At 70.7% G+C, this 19,360-nt stretch carries 15 protein-coding genes, 1 tRNA gene and 1 pseudogene; 14 read left to right on the top strand and 3 right to left on the bottom strand.

Annotated features, from left to right (window positions below):
- Positions 1-4 precede the first annotated feature (4 nt).
- Genes P3T41_RS01595 through P3T41_RS01585 form a run of 3 tightly spaced genes read left to right on the top strand, consistent with a single transcriptional unit; the run spans position 5 to position 3,383 of the window.
- Positions 5-1,774, top strand: coding sequence for a branched-chain amino acid ABC transporter permease (locus P3T41_RS01595; RefSeq protein ID WP_280687088.1), 1,770 nt, complete (start codon positions 5-7; stop codon positions 1,772-1,774).
- Positions 1,771-2,667 (top strand): ABC transporter ATP-binding protein, encoded by an 897-nt coding sequence (locus P3T41_RS01590; RefSeq protein WP_280687087.1) that lies wholly within the window; start codon positions 1,771-1,773, stop codon positions 2,665-2,667. The genes P3T41_RS01595 and P3T41_RS01590 overlap by 4 nt, the downstream gene beginning before the upstream one ends.
- On the top strand, positions 2,664-3,383 hold the full coding sequence (locus tag P3T41_RS01585) for an ABC transporter ATP-binding protein (protein WP_280687086.1): 720 nt from the start codon (positions 2,664-2,666) through the stop codon (positions 3,381-3,383). The genes P3T41_RS01590 and P3T41_RS01585 overlap by 4 nt, the downstream gene beginning before the upstream one ends.
- A gap of 95 nt (positions 3,384-3,478) precedes the next feature.
- Here the strand turns inward: P3T41_RS01585 and P3T41_RS01580 are convergent, their stop codons facing one another.
- Positions 3,479-4,132, bottom strand: a complete 654-nt coding sequence (locus P3T41_RS01580) for a response regulator (RefSeq protein WP_280687085.1) — start codon at positions 4,130-4,132, stop codon at positions 3,479-3,481.
- Between the two features lie 98 nt (positions 4,133-4,230).
- Between P3T41_RS01580 and P3T41_RS01575 the strand changes: the two genes are divergently transcribed.
- The 3 genes from P3T41_RS01575 to lepB all read left to right on the top strand — a co-directional run bounded on the left by P3T41_RS01575 (position 4,231) and on the right by lepB (position 6,139).
- Positions 4,231-4,303, top strand: a tRNA-Leu gene (locus P3T41_RS01575).
- A 120-nt stretch (positions 4,304-4,423) separates the two neighbouring features.
- Positions 4,424-5,185 carry a transcriptional regulator gene (locus tag P3T41_RS01570; RefSeq protein ID WP_280687084.1) on the top strand — a complete coding sequence of 254 codons (762 nt, stop codon included), beginning with the start codon at positions 4,424-4,426 and terminating at the stop codon, positions 5,183-5,185.
- Positions 5,186-5,287: 102 nt separating this feature from the next.
- On the top strand, positions 5,288-6,139 hold the full coding sequence (gene lepB / locus P3T41_RS01565; protein WP_348533619.1) for a signal peptidase I: 852 nt from the start codon (positions 5,288-5,290) through the stop codon (positions 6,137-6,139).
- On the opposite strand, the gene P3T41_RS01560 is transcribed toward lepB, so the two are convergent.
- Entirely contained in the window at positions 6,130-6,513 is a 384-nt protein-coding gene (locus tag P3T41_RS01560; RefSeq protein WP_280687082.1) for a VOC family protein, read from the bottom strand. The genes lepB and P3T41_RS01560 overlap by 10 nt on opposite strands.
- Positions 6,514-6,608: 95 nt before the next feature.
- On the opposite strand from P3T41_RS01560, the gene P3T41_RS01555 reads away from it, so the two are divergent.
- From P3T41_RS01555 to P3T41_RS01535, 5 genes and pseudogenes are all read left to right on the top strand, one after another.
- Positions 6,609-7,448 carry a hypothetical protein gene (locus P3T41_RS01555; RefSeq protein ID WP_280687081.1) on the top strand — a complete coding sequence of 280 codons (840 nt, stop codon included), beginning with the start codon at positions 6,609-6,611 and terminating at the stop codon, positions 7,446-7,448.
- Positions 7,438-11,679 carry a caspase family protein gene (locus P3T41_RS01550; RefSeq protein ID WP_280687080.1) on the top strand — a complete coding sequence of 1,414 codons (4,242 nt, stop codon included), beginning with the start codon at positions 7,438-7,440 and terminating at the stop codon, positions 11,677-11,679. The genes P3T41_RS01555 and P3T41_RS01550 overlap by 11 nt, the downstream gene beginning before the upstream one ends.
- Positions 11,680-11,789: 110 nt before the next feature.
- A pseudogene (locus tag P3T41_RS01545) lies at positions 11,790-12,554 on the top strand (ADP-ribosylglycohydrolase family protein); the annotation flags it as partial.
- A gap of 9 nt (positions 12,555-12,563) precedes the next feature.
- On the top strand, positions 12,564-13,064 hold the full coding sequence (locus P3T41_RS01540) for a GNAT family N-acetyltransferase (protein WP_280687079.1): 501 nt from the start codon (positions 12,564-12,566) through the stop codon (positions 13,062-13,064).
- 106 nt (positions 13,065-13,170) lie between these two features.
- Complete coding sequence (locus P3T41_RS01535) at positions 13,171-14,151, top strand: serine hydrolase (RefSeq protein ID WP_280687078.1); 981 nt, start codon at positions 13,171-13,173, stop codon at positions 14,149-14,151.
- Positions 14,152-14,214: 63 nt separating this feature from the next.
- Here P3T41_RS01535 and pyk read toward each other — a convergent pair whose 3' ends face one another.
- The gene (gene pyk, locus P3T41_RS01530; protein ID WP_280687077.1) at positions 14,215-15,660 is read right to left on the bottom strand and encodes a pyruvate kinase; all 1,446 of its coding nucleotides are present in this window, start codon (positions 15,658-15,660) and stop codon (positions 14,215-14,217) included.
- 268 nt (positions 15,661-15,928) lie between these two features.
- Here pyk and P3T41_RS01525 point away from each other — a divergent pair, with 268 nt between their 5' ends.
- From P3T41_RS01525 to P3T41_RS01515, 3 genes are read left to right on the top strand one after another with little or no spacing between them, the layout of a single operon-like run.
- Entirely contained in the window at positions 15,929-17,041 is a 1,113-nt protein-coding gene (locus tag P3T41_RS01525; RefSeq protein ID WP_280687076.1) for a hypothetical protein, read from the top strand.
- Complete coding sequence (locus tag P3T41_RS01520) at positions 17,041-18,750, top strand: VWA domain-containing protein (protein ID WP_280687075.1); 1,710 nt, start codon at positions 17,041-17,043, stop codon at positions 18,748-18,750. Before P3T41_RS01525 ends, P3T41_RS01520 begins: the two co-directional genes overlap by 1 nt.
- A complete protein-coding gene (locus P3T41_RS01515) occupies positions 18,737-19,342 on the top strand; it encodes a hypothetical protein (protein WP_280687074.1) in 606 nt (201 codons plus the stop codon). The genes P3T41_RS01520 and P3T41_RS01515 overlap by 14 nt, the downstream gene beginning before the upstream one ends.
- Positions 19,343-19,360 lie beyond the last annotated feature (18 nt).

The following is a 19,360-nucleotide window of genomic DNA, read 5'->3' as shown; positions in this document are numbered from 1 at the left end:
AGAGATGACCACCACCAGCCCCACCCTCGCCCTGCTGCGCCGCCAGGCCGCCGGCACCCTCGCCCGGCTCGAAGGCAGCGCCCCGGCCCCCGTCGCCCGCGCCCTGGTCGCCGGCGGCGCCGTCCTCACCATCGCCTCCGCCTTCCTCTCCTGGACCTGGACCGCGGACTTCCCCGGCGACCTCACCGTCAGCGGCTACCCCGGCGGCCTGCAGTGGCTCACCGTCGCCACCGGCCTGCTCCTGCTGCTGCAGACGCTGGCCGCCTACGACCTGCCGGTGCTGCGCGCCCTGGCCCCCACCGGCCACACCGCGCCACTGCGCCGCCTGGCCCTGGCCGCCTTCGCCACCACCTGGTTCACCCTGGCCGCGATCGCCATCGAACTCGGCGGCCTCGCCAACCTCACCACCGGCGGCTTCATCGCCGGCCTCGCCGTGCTGCCCGCGCTCTACGGCGCCCTGGCACTGCCCGCCGACCACCGGCCCGCCAAGGCCCCCGCGGCCACCTCGCCCTGGATCGAGCGGCTCTGGGTCACCCTGATCACCGCCGCCGGCCTGCTGCTCTTCACCTACGGCATCGACACCTCCTACGGCGAACTCTTCGAGGGCTACCTGATCGCCGCCGGGTTCAGCGCCGCCGCCTACCTCAAGTCCGGCCTCTTCGAGCGCGGCGCGGCCCTGCTCCAGCGCCAGCGCCCGTTCGCGATGACCGCCGCCTTCGTGGCCGCCGCGCTCTTCCCGCTCACCCAGAACAACGACCACGACGCCAACGTCGGCGTCAACATCCTGATCTTCGCCACCGTCGCCCTCGGCCTCAACATCGTGGTCGGCCTCACCGGCCTGCTCGACCTCGGCTACGTGGCCTTCCTCGGCGTCGGCGCCTACACCGCGGCCCTCGTCTCCGGCTCCCCGTTCTCACCCTTCCACAACGCCCAAGTACCGTTCTGGGCAGCCGCATTGATCGGCGCCGGAGTCTCCATAGTGTTCGGCGTGCTGATCGGCGCACCGACCCTGCGACTGCGCGGCGACTACCTGGCCATCGTCACCATCGGCTTCGGTGAGATCTTCCACATCACCGTGCAGAACCTCGACGGCACCTCCGGACCGAAGATCACCAACGGCCCCAACGGCATCCCGCAGATCCCCGACATCAGCATCTTCGGCCTCAACCTCGGCACCGCCCACCAGCTCGGCTCCATCACCATCGGCCGGTTCGCCAACTACTTCTTCCTGATGCTGATCGTCACCCTGATCGTCGTCGCCGTCTTCAGCCGGGCCGGCAACTCCCGGATCGGCCGCGCCTGGATCGCCATCCGCGAGGACGAGACCGCCGCCGAGGCCATGGGCATCAACGGCTTCCGCACCAAGCTGACCGCCTTCGCCCTCGGCGCCGCGCTGGCCGGCCTGGCCGGTACCGTCAGCGCCCACGTCACCTACAACGTGGTCCCCGACCCCTACGTCTTCGCCGGCTCCACCCCGCCCAACTCCGCCTTCCTGCTCGCCGCCGTCGTCCTCGGCGGCATGGGCACCGTCAGCGGCCCGCTGCTCGGCGCCTCGCTGCTCTACCTCATCCCCGAGAAGCTCTCCTTCCTGCAGAACTACCAGCTGCTCGCCTTCGGCGTGGCACTGATCCTGCTGATGCGCTTCCGCCCCGAGGGCATCATCGCCAACCGGCGCCGGAAACTGGAGTTCCACGCCGACGACGCGGACGCCGTCGAGATCCCCGAACAGGGCAGCGGCCCCGACAACGTCAACCTCAGCAAGGCAGGGGCGTGACCGACGTGACCACCACCACCGTGACCAGCACCGCCGCGCCGCTGCTGGACGTCCGCGGCGTCACCATGCGCTTCGGCGGCCTCACCGCCGTCAACAACGTCGACCTGACCGTCGGCGAAGGCGAGATCATCGGCCTGATCGGCCCCAACGGCGCCGGCAAGACCACCTTCTTCAACTGCCTCACCGGCCTGTACGTGCCGACCGAGGGCACCGTGAAGTACCGGGACAAGGTGCTGCCGCCCAAGCCCCACCTGGTCACCCAGGCCGGCATCGCCCGCACCTTCCAGAACATCCGGCTCTTCGCCAACATGACCGTGCTGGAGAACGTCCTGGTCGGCCGGCACAGCCGCACCAAGGAAGGCCTCATCTCCGCCCTGGTCCGCGGCCCCGGCTACCGCCGCGCCGAAGCCGACAGCCGCGCGAAGGCGATGGACCTGCTGGAGTTCACCGGCCTCGCCGGCAAGGCCGACCACCTGGCCCGCAACCTCCCCTACGGCGAGCAGCGCAAGCTCGAGATCGCGCGCGCCCTGGCCAGCGAGCCCGGCCTGCTGCTGCTCGACGAGCCCACCGCCGGCATGAACCCCCAGGAGACCCGGGCCGCCGAGGAGTTGGTCTTCGCCATCCGGGACCGGGGCATCGCGATCCTGGTCATCGAGCACGACATGCGCTTCATCTTCAACCTCTGCGACCGCACCGCCGTACTGGTCCAGGGCCAGAAGATCGTGGAGGGCGACCGGGAGACGGTGCAGAACGACGAACGCGTGATCACCGCGTACCTGGGCGAGCCGCTGGAAAGCGTGCCGGGGGCCTCCGACAGCACCGCCGACGACAGCACCGCCGACGACAACGACACGGCCGACGGCGCCGCCGACAGCACGGAGAACGACGAATGAGCAACGCCCTCCTGGACGTCCAGGACCTCCGCGTCGCCTACGGCAAGATCGAAGCCGTCAAGGGCATCAGCTTCAGCGTCGCCGCCGGCGAGGTCACCACCCTGATCGGCACCAACGGCGCCGGCAAGACCACCACCCTGCGCACCCTCTCCGGCCTGCTGCGCCCCACCGCCGGCAGCATCACCTTCGACGGGCAGCCGCTGGAGACCGTCCCCGCCCACCGGATCGTCGCCCTGGGCCTGGCCCACTCCCCCGAAGGCCGGCACATCTTCCCCCGGATGACCATCGAGGAGAACCTCCTCCTCGGCGCCTTCCTGCGCAACGACAGCGCCGGCATCACCCAGGACATCGAACGGGCCTACACCCTCTTCCCGATCCTCGGCGAACGCCGGAAGCAGGCCGCCGGCACCCTCTCCGGCGGCGAGCAGCAGATGCTCGCGATGGGACGCGCGCTGATGTCCCGGCCGAAGCTGCTGATGCTCGACGAGCCCAGCATGGGCCTGTCGCCGATCATGATGCAGAAGATCATGGCGACCATCATCGAGCTGAAGAGCGGCGGCACCACCATCCTGCTCGTCGAGCAGAACGCCCAGGCGGCACTGTCGTTGAGCGACCGCGGCTACGTGATGCAGACCGGACGGATCGTGCTCAGCGGCACCGGCGCGGAGCTGCTGCGCGACGAGTCGGTGCGCAAGTCCTACCTCGGCGAGGACTGAGCTCCTTCCGGGGCTCTTGCTGAGCGCGGTGGGGTGGCCTCGGTCACCCCACCGCGCTCAGCCACTTCCGCGCGCTCGCCGCATCAGCTCTCCGGTCAGCCCTCGGTGGACTCGGCCTTCTTGCGGTCCTGCGCCTCGCCCTCCTCGATCACGGCCTCGGCCACCGCCGCCATCGTCATCCGCCGGTCCATCGACGTCTTCTGGATCCACCGGAACGCGGCCGGCTCGTCCAGCCCGAACTTCGTCTGCAGCACGCTCTTCGCCCGGTCCACCAGCTTGCGGGTCTCCAACCGCTGCGTCAGGTCGGCGATCTCCCCCTCGAGCGCCCGCATCTCGGTGTACCGCGACACCGCCATCTCGATCGCGGGCACCAGGTCGCTCTTCGAGAACGGCTTGACGATGTACGCCATGGCCCCCGCGTCGCGCGCCCGGTCCACCAACTCCCGCTGCGAGAACGCGGTCAGCATCAGCACGGGCGCCAGGTGCGCGGCATGGATCCGCTCGGCGGCGGAGAGGCCGTCCAGGATCGGCATCTTCACGTCCAGGATCGCCAGGTCGGGCTTGTGCTCCTCGACCAGCCGCACGGCCGTCTCCCCGTCTCCCGCCTCACCGACGACGGTGTAGCCCTCCTCCTCGAGCATCTCCTTCAGGTCGAGCCGGATCAGCGCCTCGTCCTCGGCGATGACAATTCGGGTGATCTGGGGCGAGTCGGTCTCAAGCGCCTGGGGCTGCTCGTCGGCGGTGCTCACGGGGCTCCTCGTTCCGGCGGGGGGTGCATGCACGAGGGTACCTAGACGCGGTATGTTTGAGACTAACCGGGTCGAGGGAAACCTTCGATTCGATGGGCGCCCCGGTAGCCCAGCGGCAGAGGCACGGTGCTCAAACCACCGACAGCGTGGGTTCAAATCCCACCCGGGGCACTTTTCCTTCGATTCGAAGGTTATAAAGCGAGCGTAAACAGTTGGCGATCTTCACTCGCGAGAGTGGGTCTTCGCTGATTCCGGCCTCGGAAGGCCGAAAGCACCCGCACTCTCGGCCGTATGTACGACCTGGCTACCAGATCCCACGCCGTGGCTCTGCACCACTCCGGCCTGACCTTCAGTGAGGTCAGCCGCGCCACGGGCATCTCGCGCTACTCCATCCGCCAGTGGACCCTTGACATCACGCCGAGCCCCCTGATGACCGCCGAGTGCCCACTCACCCTCGGCCGCCTCGCCCCTGACCGCCCATCGGCTGAATACAGCTACCTCCTCGGCCTCTACCTCGGCGACGGCTGCCTGAGCGAGGGGCGTAGGTCGGTCTACGCCCTGCGGATCGCGTGCGGCAACACCTGGCCCGGCCTCATCGACCAGTGCGAGCAGACCATCCGCGCGGTGATGCCCAGCAATGGCGTGCTGCGCGTCCCGGCGCCAGGGTGCACGTCGGTGGTGAGCACGAGCAAGCACTGGCCCTGTCTCTTCCCACAGCACGGGCCCGGCCGGAAGCACGAACGCGCCATCGTGCTCGCCCCGTGGCAGCAGGAAATCGTGACCGCCCACCCATGGGAGCTGTTGCGCGGGCTCATCCACTCCGATGGCTGCCGCATCGTCAACTGGACCACCCAGGGCAGCAAGCGGTACGAGTACCCGCGCTACTTCTTCACCAACAGCTCGGCCGACATCATCGGCATCTTCACCCGGACCCTCGACGCCGTCGGGGTCGCCTGGAAGGCTGCGCACCGCCCGAACGGCTCGACCAACATCTCCATCGCCCGCCGCCCCTCCGTAGCCCTCATGGACCAGCACATCGGCCCCAAGTACTGACCCGCCTCCTTACACCGCCCACAGCACGCCGCCGCCATGATGGCTGAGGCCCTCCCAGGGGCCAGGTCGCGTCAACAGGAACCGGGAGCGAACGTGGCGTACGTGGTGACCAGCGCGCAGGCGGACGCGAACGAGCCCGCCCCACCCTCCCCCAAACAGCGCCGCCCCTTCTGGAAAGAACTCCCGATCCTGGTCGGCGTCGCACTCGTCCTGGCGCTGCTGATCAAGACCGTTCTGCTGCAGGCCTTCTACATCCCCTCCCCCTCGATGACGAACACCCTGCGGGTCGGCGACCGCGTCATGGTCGACAAGTTGACTCCACCCCTGGGCGCGAAGCCGTCACGCGGCGAGGTGGTGGTCTTCCACGATCCAGGACACTGGCTGGACCAGGAGACCCCGGACAAGCCGAGCGCCAACCCCGTGCTGCACGGCGCCCAGACGGCGCTCAGCTGGGTCGGTCTGATGCCGTCGGCCGACGAGAAGGACCTGATCAAGCGGGTGATCGCGGTGGGCGGGGACACCGTCAGCTGCCAGGGCACCGGGCCGGTGTACGTCAACGGCAAGGCGCTGGACGAGCCGTACATCTACCCGGGCGCCACCCCGTGCGGTGACCGGAACTTCGGGCCGCTCACGGTGCCGGCGAACTCGATCTGGGTGATGGGCGACCACCGCAACGACTCCAGCGACTCCCGCTACCACCCGGACGAGCCGGGCGGCGGCGCGGTGCCGGACAGCGACGTGGTGGGGCGGGCAGTGGTGGTCGCGTGGCCGCTCACGCACTGGAGCGGGCTGCCGATCCCGGGCACGTTCACGCAACCCGGGATCGGCGTGCGGGCGGCGGGGTTGGCGGCGAACGCGCCGGCTGCGGCGGGGCTGTTGGGGGCCATCCCGGTCACGTTGCTGATTCGGCGCCGACGTGGGCACGGGCACGGGATCCGCCGGCATCAGGGCTGAGCGGGAAGCGGGCTGCCGACCCGCAGCAGATTGCCGCTGCGGTCGACGAGGGCGAATTCCCGCATCCGGTAGTCGGTGTCGGTGGGCGGTTCCAGGCGGCTGCCGGTGGCCGGGTCGTTGCGCACGCCGATCTCGGCCCACTGGCGGTGGAGGGCCCGCGCGTCCGCGACATGCAGGTAGCAACTGCCCGCCGTGGCGAGCGGATCGACGTCGGGCTGGTGCCAGAAGTGCAGTTCCACCGTGCCGCGGACCAGGATCAGGTAATCGTACGTCTCCGGCGCCGGGCCGCGCTGCTCGAAGCCCAGGCGAGCGTAGAAGTCGAGCGTCTCGCCCAGGTCGCGGCTGGGCAGGATGGGAACCGCGTACTCGTCCATGCGGCAGACGTTAGCGCGAGGCTCTGACTCCCGCCGTCACCACAGGCCCTACAGTGGCGTCTGCCAACTGGTGGGCGCGGAAGGGGAGTCGCGGGATGGCGCGGGTAGTCGCGGTGCACGGGGTGGGCCAGCAGCAGCTCGGCGAGCAGAGCCTGCTGCGGAGTTGGTACCCGGCCCTGTCGGACGGCCTGCGCCGTGCCGGGGCAACTGAACTCCCGGTTGCCGAGGTCGCGATGGGGTTCTACGGTGACCTGTTCCGTCCGCCGGGCGGCATGCTCGCGGCGGGCGACCCGCCGTACACCGCCGCCGACGTGGACGAGGGGCTTGAGCAGGACCTGCTGCTCGCCTGGTGGCAGGCAGCCGCCGAGGTGGACGAGCGGGTGGTGCCACCCGGCGCCCAGACGCTGGCGCGGGCTCCGCGTTCCGTGCAGGCCGCGTTGCGGGCGCTGGCGGGTTCGCGGTTCTTCTCGGATCTCGCGCTGCGGGCGCTGGTGTTCGACCTGAAGCAGGTCAGTCGCTATCTGACGGATCATCAACTCCGGTCGGTGGCGCGGGAACGGGTGACGGCACTGATCGGCGCGGACACCCGGGTGGTGGTGGGGCACTCGCTCGGCTCGGTGGTCGCGTACGAGGCGCTGTGCGCGCTGCCGGGGCACGGCGTGCGGGCGTTGGTGACACTGGGGTCGCCGCTCGGCATCCCGATGATCTTCGATCGGCTGCAGCCGGAACCCGGTGGCTGGCCGGCCGTGCTGGCCTGGACGAACGTGGCGGACGCGGGCGACGTGGTGGCCCTGGTGAAGGACCTGCGCCCCGCCTTCGGCGCACGGCTGCGCTCGGCGCTGGTCCACAACGGCAGCCACGCGCACGACGCGACCGCGTACCTGACCAGCGAGTTGACCGGCGCAGCCATTGCGGAGGGCCTGGATGGCGTCTGAGGTCCAGCCGCGCCGCTTCCTGATCGCCACGGCCGTCGCCCACTACAAGAACGCGTCCGCCTGGGACCGTCCGGGGCTGGTCGAGGCCCGGCAGGACATCATCGACCTGTTCACCGGCCGCTTCGGCTACCAGCACGTCAGCGATCTCGGCCTGGACCCGACGCAGAGTCAGCTGACGGAACGACTGAGGGCGTTCTGCCGCTCCGAGGAGCGCCGCGAGGACGACCTGATCGCCGTCTACATCGGCGGCCACGGCGAGGTACTGGACGAGGACGCGGGCGGCGGGCACGTGCTGCTGACCTCGGACACCGATCCGGACGACATCGCCGGCGCGCTGCTCACCGAGGAGTTGGCCCGCCAGTTGCTGGGCGGCACGAAGGTGCGCCGACTGCTCCTGCTGCTGGACACCTGCTACTCGGGGCAGGGCGGTGCCGAGTTGGTGTCGGCAGCACTGGAGCGGATGAGTCCGCGCTGGGCTCGGCGGCCTGGCTCGGGGCTGGTGGTGGTGTCGTCGGCGCAGCCGTTGGAGCAGGCGGAGACGGGCGCGTTCCCGCGCCGGCTGCGGGAGGCGGCGCGCAGCCTGGCGACGGCGGGGCACGGTCCGCGGGCGCTGGCGCTGGACGCGGTGGTGCAGCACATGAACCGCGAGGGCGGGTTCCAGCGGGTGGGGCTGGCGCAGATCGGGTTGACGGGGGCGGTGCCGGAGTTCCTGCCGAACGCCCGGTACGAGCCGCAGTTGACGGAGGTCGACCTGGCGTTGCAGCAGACCTTGCGATGGCAGCGGCAGGCGGACCGGCGGGAGCAGGAGCTGAGCAACCGCTTCGCGTTGCGCGCGGCGGGTGGCGGCTCGAACTCGGGCGGGTGGGGCGACGGTCCTGACCCCTCGGGCTGGTGGTTCGCGGGCCGACGCACGGCGCTCGGCGAGATCACCGACTGGCTTCTCGCCCCGGCGGCGCAGCGCTCCGCGCTGGCGGTGACGGCCGGGCCGGGGTCCGGCAAGACGGCGGTGCTGGGGCTGGTGGCGATCTTGGCTCACGCCGAGCGTCGGCATACCGTCCCCGTCCACACGCTCGGCCTCGACGCCGGCCTGGTGAGCGCCGCGCGGGGCGTCGATGTGGCGATCTATGCGCAGGCCTTGACCGACCAGCAGGTCCTGGCGGGTATCGCGGCCGCGGCCGGGTCCGATGCGGTCACGGTCGGCACGTTGCTGGATGCGCTCACCGGACGGGAGCGGCCGTTGACCGTCGTGGTCGACGCTCTGGACGAGGCCGCCACTCCCGACAGTCTTTGCAGCACGGTGCTGCGCCCGCTGGTCGATTACGCGCGCGGGCGGATCCGCCTGCTGCTGGGGACCCGACCGCATCTGCTGCCGCAGCTCGGGGTGCGGCGCGAGGGCACGATCGATCTCGATGCGGAGCGGTACGCGGACCCGGAGGCGGTCCTCGTCTACACCGTCCGCAACCTGCTGCAGGGTGCGCCCGATTCGCCGTACCGTGTGTGCCCCGCCTCGCAGCGCCAGGCCGTCGCGGCCGCTATCGCGGAGGCGGCGGGTCGGTCGTTCCTGGTCGCGCGGATCACCGCGCGGACCGAGGCCGATGTGAGCGTTCCGGCCGACCCGGCCGATCCTGCGTGGCGCGCGGGTCTGCCGCGCCATGCGGGCCAGGCGATGGCCCGCGACCTGTCCGTGCGGTTGGGCCCGGACGCCGAGCGGGCGACCGACCTGCTGCGGCCGCTCGCCTATGCCCAGGGGCAGGGCCTGCCCTGGGAGAACCTCTGGGCCCCACTGGCGAGCGCGATCAGCGGGCAGCGGTACACGGACGAGGACGTGGCCTGGCTGCGCCGGTCGGCGGGTTCGTACATGGTGGAAGCGGTGGAGGCGGACCGCTCGGCGTACCGGGTGTACCACCAGGCCCTGGTGGAGCACCTGCGGACCGGGGTGGACGCGGGTCGCGTGCACGCGGCGTTCGCGCGGACGCTGGTCGAGCGGGTGCCGTACGGCTCGGACGGCACGCGGGACTGGGGGCACGCGCATCCGTATGCGTTGCGGTACTTGGCGGCGCATGCGGTGGGGGGCGGGGTGCTGGACGAGGCGCTGGGGGAGGTGGAATTCCTGGTGCACGCGGAGGCGGACGGGCTGGCGCCGCATCTGCGGGCGGCAGGGACGGAGGGGGCGCGGTTGGCGGCGGCGGTCTATCTGGCGTCCATCGGCACACACCGGAGCCTCGCCCCTGACCGGCGCCGCCAGTTGCTCGCACTCGACGCGGTCCGCTACCAGGACTCGGCGCTGTCCGCAGCGCTGAGCAGCAGGACAGGCCGAGGCGGCTGGACGGCGCTCCATGGCACCGCAGGGTCACTGTCGCACGCGCTTCGCAATGTCCTGAGCGGCCATGACGGTCCCGTGCAGGCCGTGGCGTGCACCATGCTGCACAGCCGTCCGATCGCCGTCAGCGGCGGCGACGACTTCACTGTGCGGCTGTGGGACCTGAGTACCGGTCGGCCTTTCCCCAAGTCTCTCCGCGGCCACATCAGCTGGGTGCAAGCGGTGGCGTGCACCATGCTGGACGGCCGCCCGATCGCCGTCACCGGCGGCGACGACCACTCGGTGCGACTGTGGGACCTGGAAGCCCTGATTCCCCTCGGCGAACCTCTCACCGGCCACAGCGGCTCCGTACGAGCAGTGGCGTGCACCATGCTGGACGGCCGCCCGATCGCCGTCACCGGCGGCGACGATTCCTCGGTGCGGCTGTGGGATCTGATCACAGGTCAACCCATCGGTGTGCCCCTGACCGGTCACAACGGGTCCGTACGAGCAGTGGCCTGCACGATGCTGGACGGCCGCCCGATCGCCGTCACCGGCGGCAACGACCACACCATCCGAACCTGGGACCTGGAAACTCTGGCTCCCATCGGTGAGCCCTTCACCGGCCACATCGGCCGGGTGTATGCGGTGGCCTGCACCATGCTGCAAGGTCGGCCCATCGCCGTCAGCGGTGGCGAGGACCTCGCGGTGGGGATATGGGATCTGACTACAGGTCAACTCATCGGTGACCCTCTTGCCGGTCACAACGAGCCGGTGCGAGCGGTGGCTTGCACCGCGCTGGAGGGCCGCCCGATCGCCGTTACCAGCAGCAGCGACCGCAGTGTCCGAGTCTGGGATCTGACGACGAGTCGCCCCTTGGGCGGGCCCCTCTCTGGTCACAACGACTCGGTGTACTCAGTGGCGTGCTCGATGGTCAACGGCCAGCCTGTTGCTGTCACCGGCAGCCTTGACGAGACGATGCGCGTGTGGGATCTGGCTGCCAACAGACCGATCGACGAGACATCCGAGGACGCCGGCACGGTGCAGGCAGTGACGTGCACCGTTCTGAACGACCGGCCCGTGACCGTCACCAGCAGCGACGACGGGACGGTCCGGGTGTGGGATCTGGCCACCGGCACGGCTCTCAGCAAGCCACTCGTCGGACGCCAATCCCGGGTGACTTCGGTGATGTGTACGGTGCTCGACAGACGGCCCGTCGCCGTCACCAGCGGGCGCGGCGGCTCGACGCGGATCTGGGACCTGGCTACCGGCACACCCGTCGGCATCCCCCTCTCCTTTCGCGTGCGCGGGGCCGGCGAGGTGGTGTTCGCGGCGGTCGACAACAGGACCATCGCGGTCACCAACGGTCGGGGCAACACGGTGCAGCGGTGGGAGATGGCTACCGGTGAGCCCATCGGCGGCCCGCTCATCGGGCATTCCGACAGGGTGCAGGTGGTGACATGCACGGTGCTCGGCGACCGGCCCGTCGCCGTGATCATCGTCAGAGGTGACGACAGGACGCTGCAAGTGTGGGACCTGGCCACCGGTCAAGCCGTCGGCAGGCCCCTCAGCGGTCTCATCCGGGCACAGGCCGTGGCGTGCACGGTGCTCGACAACCGCCCTGTCGCCGCTATCGGGAGCGACGACGGCACGGTGTGGGTATGGGACCTGAATACGGCTCAACCCGTGGGGCAGGGCCTCCACGGCCACAAAGGCCCGGTGCAGGCACTGGCGTGCACGGTGCTCGACAATCGGTCCATTGCCGTCACGGGCAGCGACGACTGCACAGTGCGGGTTTGGGACCTGGCCAGCCGAACCTGCACAGCAGTCGTCCAGTTACCCTCGCCCTGCACCAGCCTTGCCGCCACCGATGGTGGCTACCTGGTCGCGGCCTTCAACCGCGACTTCGCGGTCTTCAAGCGACGACCGTGAGCACGCTGCCGCCACCCACAGCGGTCAGCAGCCCCCCACGAACTCCCCCGCCCGCACGCCGACCAGGAACGGCCGCCGCGCCTCGGCACCGAACACCAGCGCCGGAGCACGGCGGGTTGGACCTGCCGGACATCTTCGCCCGGTTCCAGCGCTGGGCCGCGTCCGAACCCAAGGACATCGGGCTGCAGACCGAGGACGTACTGAGCAACGGCATGCCGTGGAACCTCGCCGCAGCCGTCCATTTCCAGGTCAACCTGCGCGCTGCCGGCAACGGTTCGCTGATGCGGGCCGCGACCTCGGCGGTGTACTTCGCCCGCGACGGGCGGCAGGCGACCATGGACGCCGCCCGCCGGATCGCCGCCCTGACCCACGGCGACGGCGCGGCCTGGGAGGGGACCGCCGTCTTCCACGAGTTGGTCCGGCTGGCCTTGCAGGGCGACGACCCGCTGGCCGCGCTCCCGGAGATCCTCACCCACGTCGACCCGGGGCACCGTGACCGCTACGCCACCGTCCTCGCGCCGACCTGGCACCCTGCCGACGCCACCGAGTTCAACGGCGCGGTCTGGCCCTGCCTGGGCTCCGCCGTCTGGGCCGTGCGCACCACCACCTCGTTCGAGGCGGCCATGCGTGCCGCGGTCGACCTGGGCGGCGACACCGACACGGTAGCCGCCGTCACTGGTGGCCTCGCGGGAGCGATGTACGGTGTCGGCGCCATCCCCGGCCGCTGGACCGAGTCCCTGCACGTCCCGCTTCCCGGCCACGGCGGGCGGGTGCTGCAACTGGCAGAGCTGCTCGACCTCGCAGAGCGTCTCGCCTTGCGCGAACCTCCCGGCGCGCCACCCCACTCAGGTGGTCCCGGAGCACCAGCTGGGTAGAGTCGGCCAGTGCCCGAGCTGATACGGCTGCATGCCGACCATGCCCCAGCGGTCCTGGCCTTCGAGCTGGCGAACCGCGCCTATTTCGCCACCTCGATCTCCGACCGGGGCGACGAGTTCTTCGACCAATTCGCCGACCGGCACCGCGCGTTGCTGGCCGAGCAAGCGGCCGGCATCAGTGCCTTCTACGTGCTCGTCGCCGAGGATGGCTCGGTTCTGGGCCGGTTCAACCTGTACGACCTCGAGGACGGCACCGCCGTACTCGGCTACCGGGTCGCGCAGCACGTCGCCGGGCGTGGCGTGGCGACGGCGACGGTCCGGGAGTTGTGCCGGCTGGCGGCGGAGCGGCACGGGCTGCGCACCTTGCGGGCGGCCACCTCTCGCGCCAATGCCGCGTCCCAGAAGGTACTGGGCAAGGCCGGGTTCGTCCCGGTGGGCCCGGCCGATCCGGCCGACCTCGGCGGTAAGCCGGGCACCTGGTATCAGCGCGACCTCGTGCTCCAGCGGTAGACCGCGACCAGGCCTGAAACCGCCGACGATCAAACGCGCGTGTTACGGACCGCGTGATCCAGTAGCGGACCACGTACGGCCCGTCCAGTCCGACCAGAGGAGCCTCATGGCCACGTTCCAGCACATCCGAATACCCCGCCCGCTCGCCCGCCTGAGTGTCGGCGCGGCGGCGACGCTGCTGGCGTTAGCCGTCCCCGCCGCCGCGCAGGCGGCGCCCGCCTCGGCGCCCGGCACCCCGACCTACTGCACCTCCGCCCACGATCCCCAGCTGGCGGCCCGGCTGTCCAAGGACATCGCCAGCGCCCTGGCGGGCCGTCAGGACACGCTGGCCTTCGCCGTATCGGACGACAAGACCGGCCTGTCCTGCACCGACCACGCCACCCAACACTTCGACTCGGCGAGCGTCATCAAGGTGACCATCATGGGCGCGGTGCTGCGCCGCGCCGAGGACGAGCACCGGTACCTGACCGACTGGGAGGACAGCAACCTCCAGCAGATGATCGAGGCGTCCGACAACACGGCGGCCACCAACCTGTGGCAGAGCCTGGGCATGCCGCGCCTCCAGGCGTTCGTGAACCAGGTCGGGATGAACGACACCCAGCTGGGCGCCGGCGGCTACTGGGGGCTTTCGCAGATCACCGCGGCCGACGAGCTGAAGATGCTGAACGTCTTCTCCGGTACCCCGAGCGTGATCACGGCGGCGGCGCAGGCCTACGGCCTGACTTTGATGAACCAGGTGGATGCGGACGAGCGTTGGGGCACCCCCTTCGGGGCGCCGGCGTCGATCTCCGTGCACGTGAAGAACGGCTGGCTGCCGCGGGCGACGCACGGGTGGCGGGTGCACAGCCTGGGCATCTTCACCGGGCCGGGCAAGGAGTACCGGATGGCGGTGCTGACCGAGGACAACACCACCGAGTCGGACGGGATCGACACGATCCAGGCGATCGCGCAGGCGGTGCACCGCGACCTCAACGGTGCTTCCGGCGGCCCGGCCGCCAAGGCGCTTCCGCATGCCGAGAGCAACGCCAAGGGCGCGGCCTCGGAGTCCTCCGACGGATCCGCACCGTTCGGGCCCGTCGCGAACTGACGGCCCCACACGCAGTGGGGGCGCCCGCTCCACGCGGACGCCCCCACCCTGCGACGGACGACGTCAGTTGTCCAACTCCCCCACGTGGTGCACCCGCACCAGGTTCGTCGACCCCGCGAGGCCGGGCGGTGACCCCGCGGTGATGATCACGACGTCACCGCGCTCGCACCGCCCCAGGCTGAGCAGTTGCGCGTCCACCTGGGCCACCATCTCGTCGGTCGTCGGCACGAACGGGCCGAGGAAGGTCTCCACGCCCCAGGTGAGCGACAACTGGCTGCGCACCGCGGGCTCGTAGGTGAAGGCCAGGACCGGGATCGGCGAGCGGTACCGGGTCAGGCGGCGGGCCGTGTCGCCGCTCTGGGTGAAGGCGATCAGGTACTTGGCGCCCAGGAAGTCGCCGATCTCGGCGGCGGCGCGGGCGACCGCGCCGCCCTGGGTGCGGGGCTTGTTGCGGGCGGTCAGCGGGGGCAGGCCGGCGTCCAGCACCTCCTCCTCGACGGCCTCGATGATCCGGCCCATGGTCTTGACCGTCTCGATGGGGTACTTGCCGACCGAGGTCTCGCCCGAGAGCATCACCGCGTCCGTCCCGTCGAGCACGGCGTTGGCGACGTCGGAGGCCTCGGCGCGGGTCGGGCGGGAGGCGTGGATCATCGAGTCGAGCATCTGGGTGGCCACGATGACCGGCTTGGCGTTGCGCTTGGCCAGCTTGATGGCGCGTTTCTGGACCAGCGGGACCTGCTCCAGCGGCAGTTCGACGCCCAGGTCGCCGCGGGCGACCATGATGCCGTCGAAGGCGTCGACGATCGAGTCCAGGCTCTCCACGGCCTGGGGCTTCTCGATCTTGGCGATGACGGGCAGGAAGCGGTTCTCCTCCCGCATCACGCTGTGCACGTCCTCGATGTCCTTGCCGCTGCGGACGAAGGAGAGGGCGATCAGGTCGGCACCGATCCGCAGGGCCCAGCGCAGGTCGGCGACGTCCTTGTCGCTGAGCGCGGGCACGGAGACGGCGACTCCGGGCAGGTTGAGGCCCTTGTGATCGGAGATCAGGCCGCCTTCGATGACGATGCAGTGGACGCGCGGGCCGTCCACGTGGGTGACTTCGAGGCAGACCCGGCCGTCGTCGATCAGGATCCGCTCCCCGCGCGCGACGTCGTTGGCGAGCCCGGGGTAGGTGGTTCCGCAGCGCTCGCGGTCACCGGAGACGTCCTCCACCGTGACGGTGAACTCGTCGCCGCGTTCGAGGAGTACAGGGCCTTCGGCGAACTTGCCGAGGCGGATCTTCGGACCTTGAAGGTCGACCAGGATGCCGACACTTCGGCCGGTCTCGTCGGCGGCCTTGCGGACCCGGCGGTACCGTTCCTCGTGTTCGGCGTGGGAGCCGTGGCTCAGGTTGAAGCGGGCGATGTCCATTCCGGCGTCGACCAGGGACTTGATCTGGTCGTACGAGTCGGCGGCGGGCCCGAGAGTACAGACGATTTTTGCTCGGCGCATGGCTCCGAGGGTATGCATTACCCGCGCGTAACAACGACGTTCCGACGGACCGTCATGTGACCACTGCGCAAAGCTTCGTTGAACTTTCTGACGCGCCGTGACATCGCTTGATCAACAACGAAATCGGGTACGGGAGAACCGAGCCGATACGGATCCGTGAAGGCCTGTTCACCCCCGGTTCACCGTGGTGACAGGCGCAGCTCCGGGGGCGGCGGGACGCTCTGGCCCTACAGTGCGACGGGGACGTGAACGGAACGGCGAACAGGGGACGGGGGATCGGATCGCCATGAGGCGACTGCTCGGGGTGTTGGTGGCCGTGTGCCTGCTGATCGGCGTGGTGGTGCTGGTCCAGGTGCAGCACCATGCGGCCAAGGCCGGGTCGACGAGCGGCGGCACCGTCGCGCTCTCCGGCGTGATCGGCTCGGAGAAGGCGGACTTCTTCGCCGACGGCCAGGTCCAGCAGGCCTTCCGGTCCCGGGGGCTGTCGGTCTCGGTCCAGCACTCGGGCTCCTGGCAGATGGGCGACGACGTGACGGGCAAGCCCTTCGACTTCGCGTTCCCGGCCAGTTCGGTGGCGGCCAAGGCGATCAGCACCACGATCACCACCACGCCGGTGCGGCCGTTCTACTCGCCGCTGGTGGTGATCGCGCACGCGGACACCGCCCAGTTCCTGGCGCAGAACAACCTGGCGACCGAGGACAAGACCTCGCACGTCTGGACCTTCCACATGGCCGCCTACCTCAAGGACGTCCAGAGCAAGCTGAGTTGGGAGGATCTGCCGGGCGGCGCCCGGCCGGGCTACGTGGCCGGGAAGATCTACGTCGCGACCACCGACCCGAACAGCTCCTCCTCCGCCTCGCTCTACCTCGCGGTGATGTCCTACCTCGCCAACAACAGCCAGGTGGTTTCGGACCAGACCGGAATCGACCAGGTCACCCCGCTTCTGCGCTACCTGATGGCGAATCAGGGGGCGCTGCTCTCCAGTAGCGACCAGCTGTTCCGGGACTTCGTGGCCAACACCGGGAAGCCGCTGAGCTGGACCTACGAGTCCGAGGTCGCCGAGCAGGCGATGAAGGGCACGCTGCCCGACGACACCGTGGTGCTCTACCCTGACATCGACATCCAGAGTGACCACACGGTGGTCGAGTTGACGAAGCCGGCCGACGCCCTCGCGCAGGCCCTGCTGACCGACCCGACGCTGATCAAACTGGAGGCCCAGTACGGCTTCCGGCCCACCAACGACCCGCAGGCGATGGTCCAGGCCCTGACCGCGAAGACCAAGAAGCAGCAGACCGGCTTCCCGCTCGACCTGAGCTCGCTGGGCACCTTCCAACCTCCGGCACCGACCACCGACATCCTGAAGAAGCTGGTGGCGGCGTCCTCCTCGGGGAGCAGCTGATGAACGAGCCGATCACCCGCCGCTCCCTGGTGGGCGCGGTGGCGCTCGGCCTCGCGGCGCTGGCCACCGGCTGCGACAGCGGCGGCAAGCCCGGGCCCGGCCCGACCGCGAGCGATCCGGCCGGCCCGGTCAGCCCCACCGCCGCCGGCTCCGCCCCCACCGCCCCGCCGTCCTCCGGCGCCCCGTACACCCTGCGGGTGCTGGCCGGCAGCGAGGTCCAGGACATGCAGCCGGTGCTGGAGGACGTCCAGAAGGCCACCGGGGTCACCGTCCAGCTCAGCTACACCGGCACCCTGGCCGGCGCCGCGACCCTCGCCTCGGGCCAGGCGGACGGGCACTACGACGCGATCTGGTTCGGGTCCAACCACTACCTGCGGCTGGACCCGGGCTCGGCCGGCAAGCTGCTCTCGGAGACCTCGGTCATGGTCTCGCCGGTGGCGCTCGGGGTGCGCGCCTCGGTGCTGGCGGCGCTCGGCTGGGATCCGGCGAAGACGACCTGGTCGCAGGTGGGCCAGGCGGTGACGGCGGGCAAGCTGACCTTCGGCATGGCGGACCCCTCGCAGTCCAACTCGGGTCTCTCCGCGCTGATCGGGCTGGCCTCGGCGTTCTCCGGCGCCCAGGCGGCGCTCACCCAGGACGACGTGACGAAGGCCGCCCCGGCGCTGCAGAGCTTCTTCACGGGGCAGAAGCTGACCTCGGGCTCCTCCGGCTGGCTGGCCCAGGCCTACCAGCGCGCGGCGCAGGGCGGTTCGGGCGCCTCGGTGGGCGCGCTGGTGAACTACGAGTCGGTGCTGCTCTCGCTGAACCGCACGCTGCCCGCCGACGCCCAACTGACCGTGATCCGGCCCACCGACGGCGTGGTGTCGGCCGACTACCCGCTCACCCTGCTGAGTTCGGCCGGTGCCCCGGCCCGGGACGCGTTCGCCCGGCTGACGGCCGACCTGCTGCGTCCCGAGGTCCAGCGCGAGATCTCGGACACCACCGAACGGCGCCCGGTGGTGCCGGGCGTGGCGCCGGGGGCGGGCCTGGGCACCGACCGGCGGCCCGAGTTGCCGTTCCCCGGCAGCCGGGCCGTGGCGGACGCGCTGCTGGCCGCGTACCAGAACCAGCTGCGCCGGCCCTCCCGGACGGTCTACGTGCTGGACACCTCGGGGTCGATGGCGGGGCCCCGGCTGGACGGGCTGAAGCAGGCGCTCGGCCAGCTCACCGGTGCCGGCGGCAGCCTGGCGGCCAACGGGTTCCGCGAGCGCGAGGAGGTCAGCCTGATCTCCTTCGCCGACGGCGTGAAGTGGGAGCACACCCACCAGGTCCCGGCCACCGCGCCGCAGGCCGAGCTGGCGGCGATCGCGGCGGACGTGCAGAGCCTGACGGCCGGCGGCGGCACCGCGATCTACAGCACGCTGGAGCACGCCTACCAGCTGGTCGAACAGCAGCAGCAGGCGTCGGCAGCGGACGACCGGTTCACCTCGATCGTGCTGATGACGGACGGCGAGAGCAACGAGGGCGCCACCACGGACGACTTCGCCGCCTTCTACAAGGTGCTGCCGCCGGCTCTCCAGGCGGTGCCGGTCTTCCCGATCCTCTTCGGCGAGGGCGCGAAGACCCAGTTGCAGGGGATCGCGGACACCACCGGCGGCAAGCTGTTCGACGCGACCGCGGGGCCGAGCGCGCTGGACGGGGTGTTCGAGGAGATCCGTGGCTACCAGTAACCGGCGCCGGGGCGGGCTGCCGGGTTGGTTCGGCAGCCGGGCGCACTATCTGGGCAGCGGCGCCGCGGTGCTGGGCCTGGGGGTCTCGCTGGCCGAGGGGCTCGGGGCGACCGGGGTGGCGGTGGTGGGTGGGCTGTATGCGGCGGGGGCGGTGCTGGGGGTGGTCTTCGAGCCACCGCAGCCGGTGCCGGATCCTGAACCGGATCCCCAGCCCGAGCCCGAACCGGTTTCACAGCCCGAGCCCGAGCCCGACACCGAGTTTCCGGAGTCGCTGAAACGGCTGGCCGAGCAGCGCGAGCGCGTGGCACTGGCGCGCTGGCCAGAGCAGGGCGGCACGCTGGCCCGCTACCTGCTCGACCAGCTGACCGAGAAACTGACCGAGAAGCTGAACGAGCGGCGGACCGACTCCGAGGCCGCGCCCGAGCGACCGAGCCGGCTGGTCGATGCGGCGGTGGCCGCGCTGGAGCACTACGAGCGGGACCTCTCCTGGCAGCGCCTGGAGCCGGGCGGCCGGCCGCCGGAGGAGGCGCTGGCCGAGCGGGTGGGGGAACTGCTGGACGGCCCGGCGCCGGCGGCCTCGCCACAGCGGTGAGGGCCGGTACGGCGTACC

Origin of the sequence: Kitasatospora sp. GAS204B (assembly GCF_029892155.1) — a bacterium.
GTDB lineage: Bacteria > Actinomycetota > Actinomycetes > Streptomycetales > Streptomycetaceae > Kitasatospora.
The sequence above is the reverse complement of the archived record's forward strand: the minus strand, read 5'-3'. Positions and strand labels throughout refer to the sequence as shown.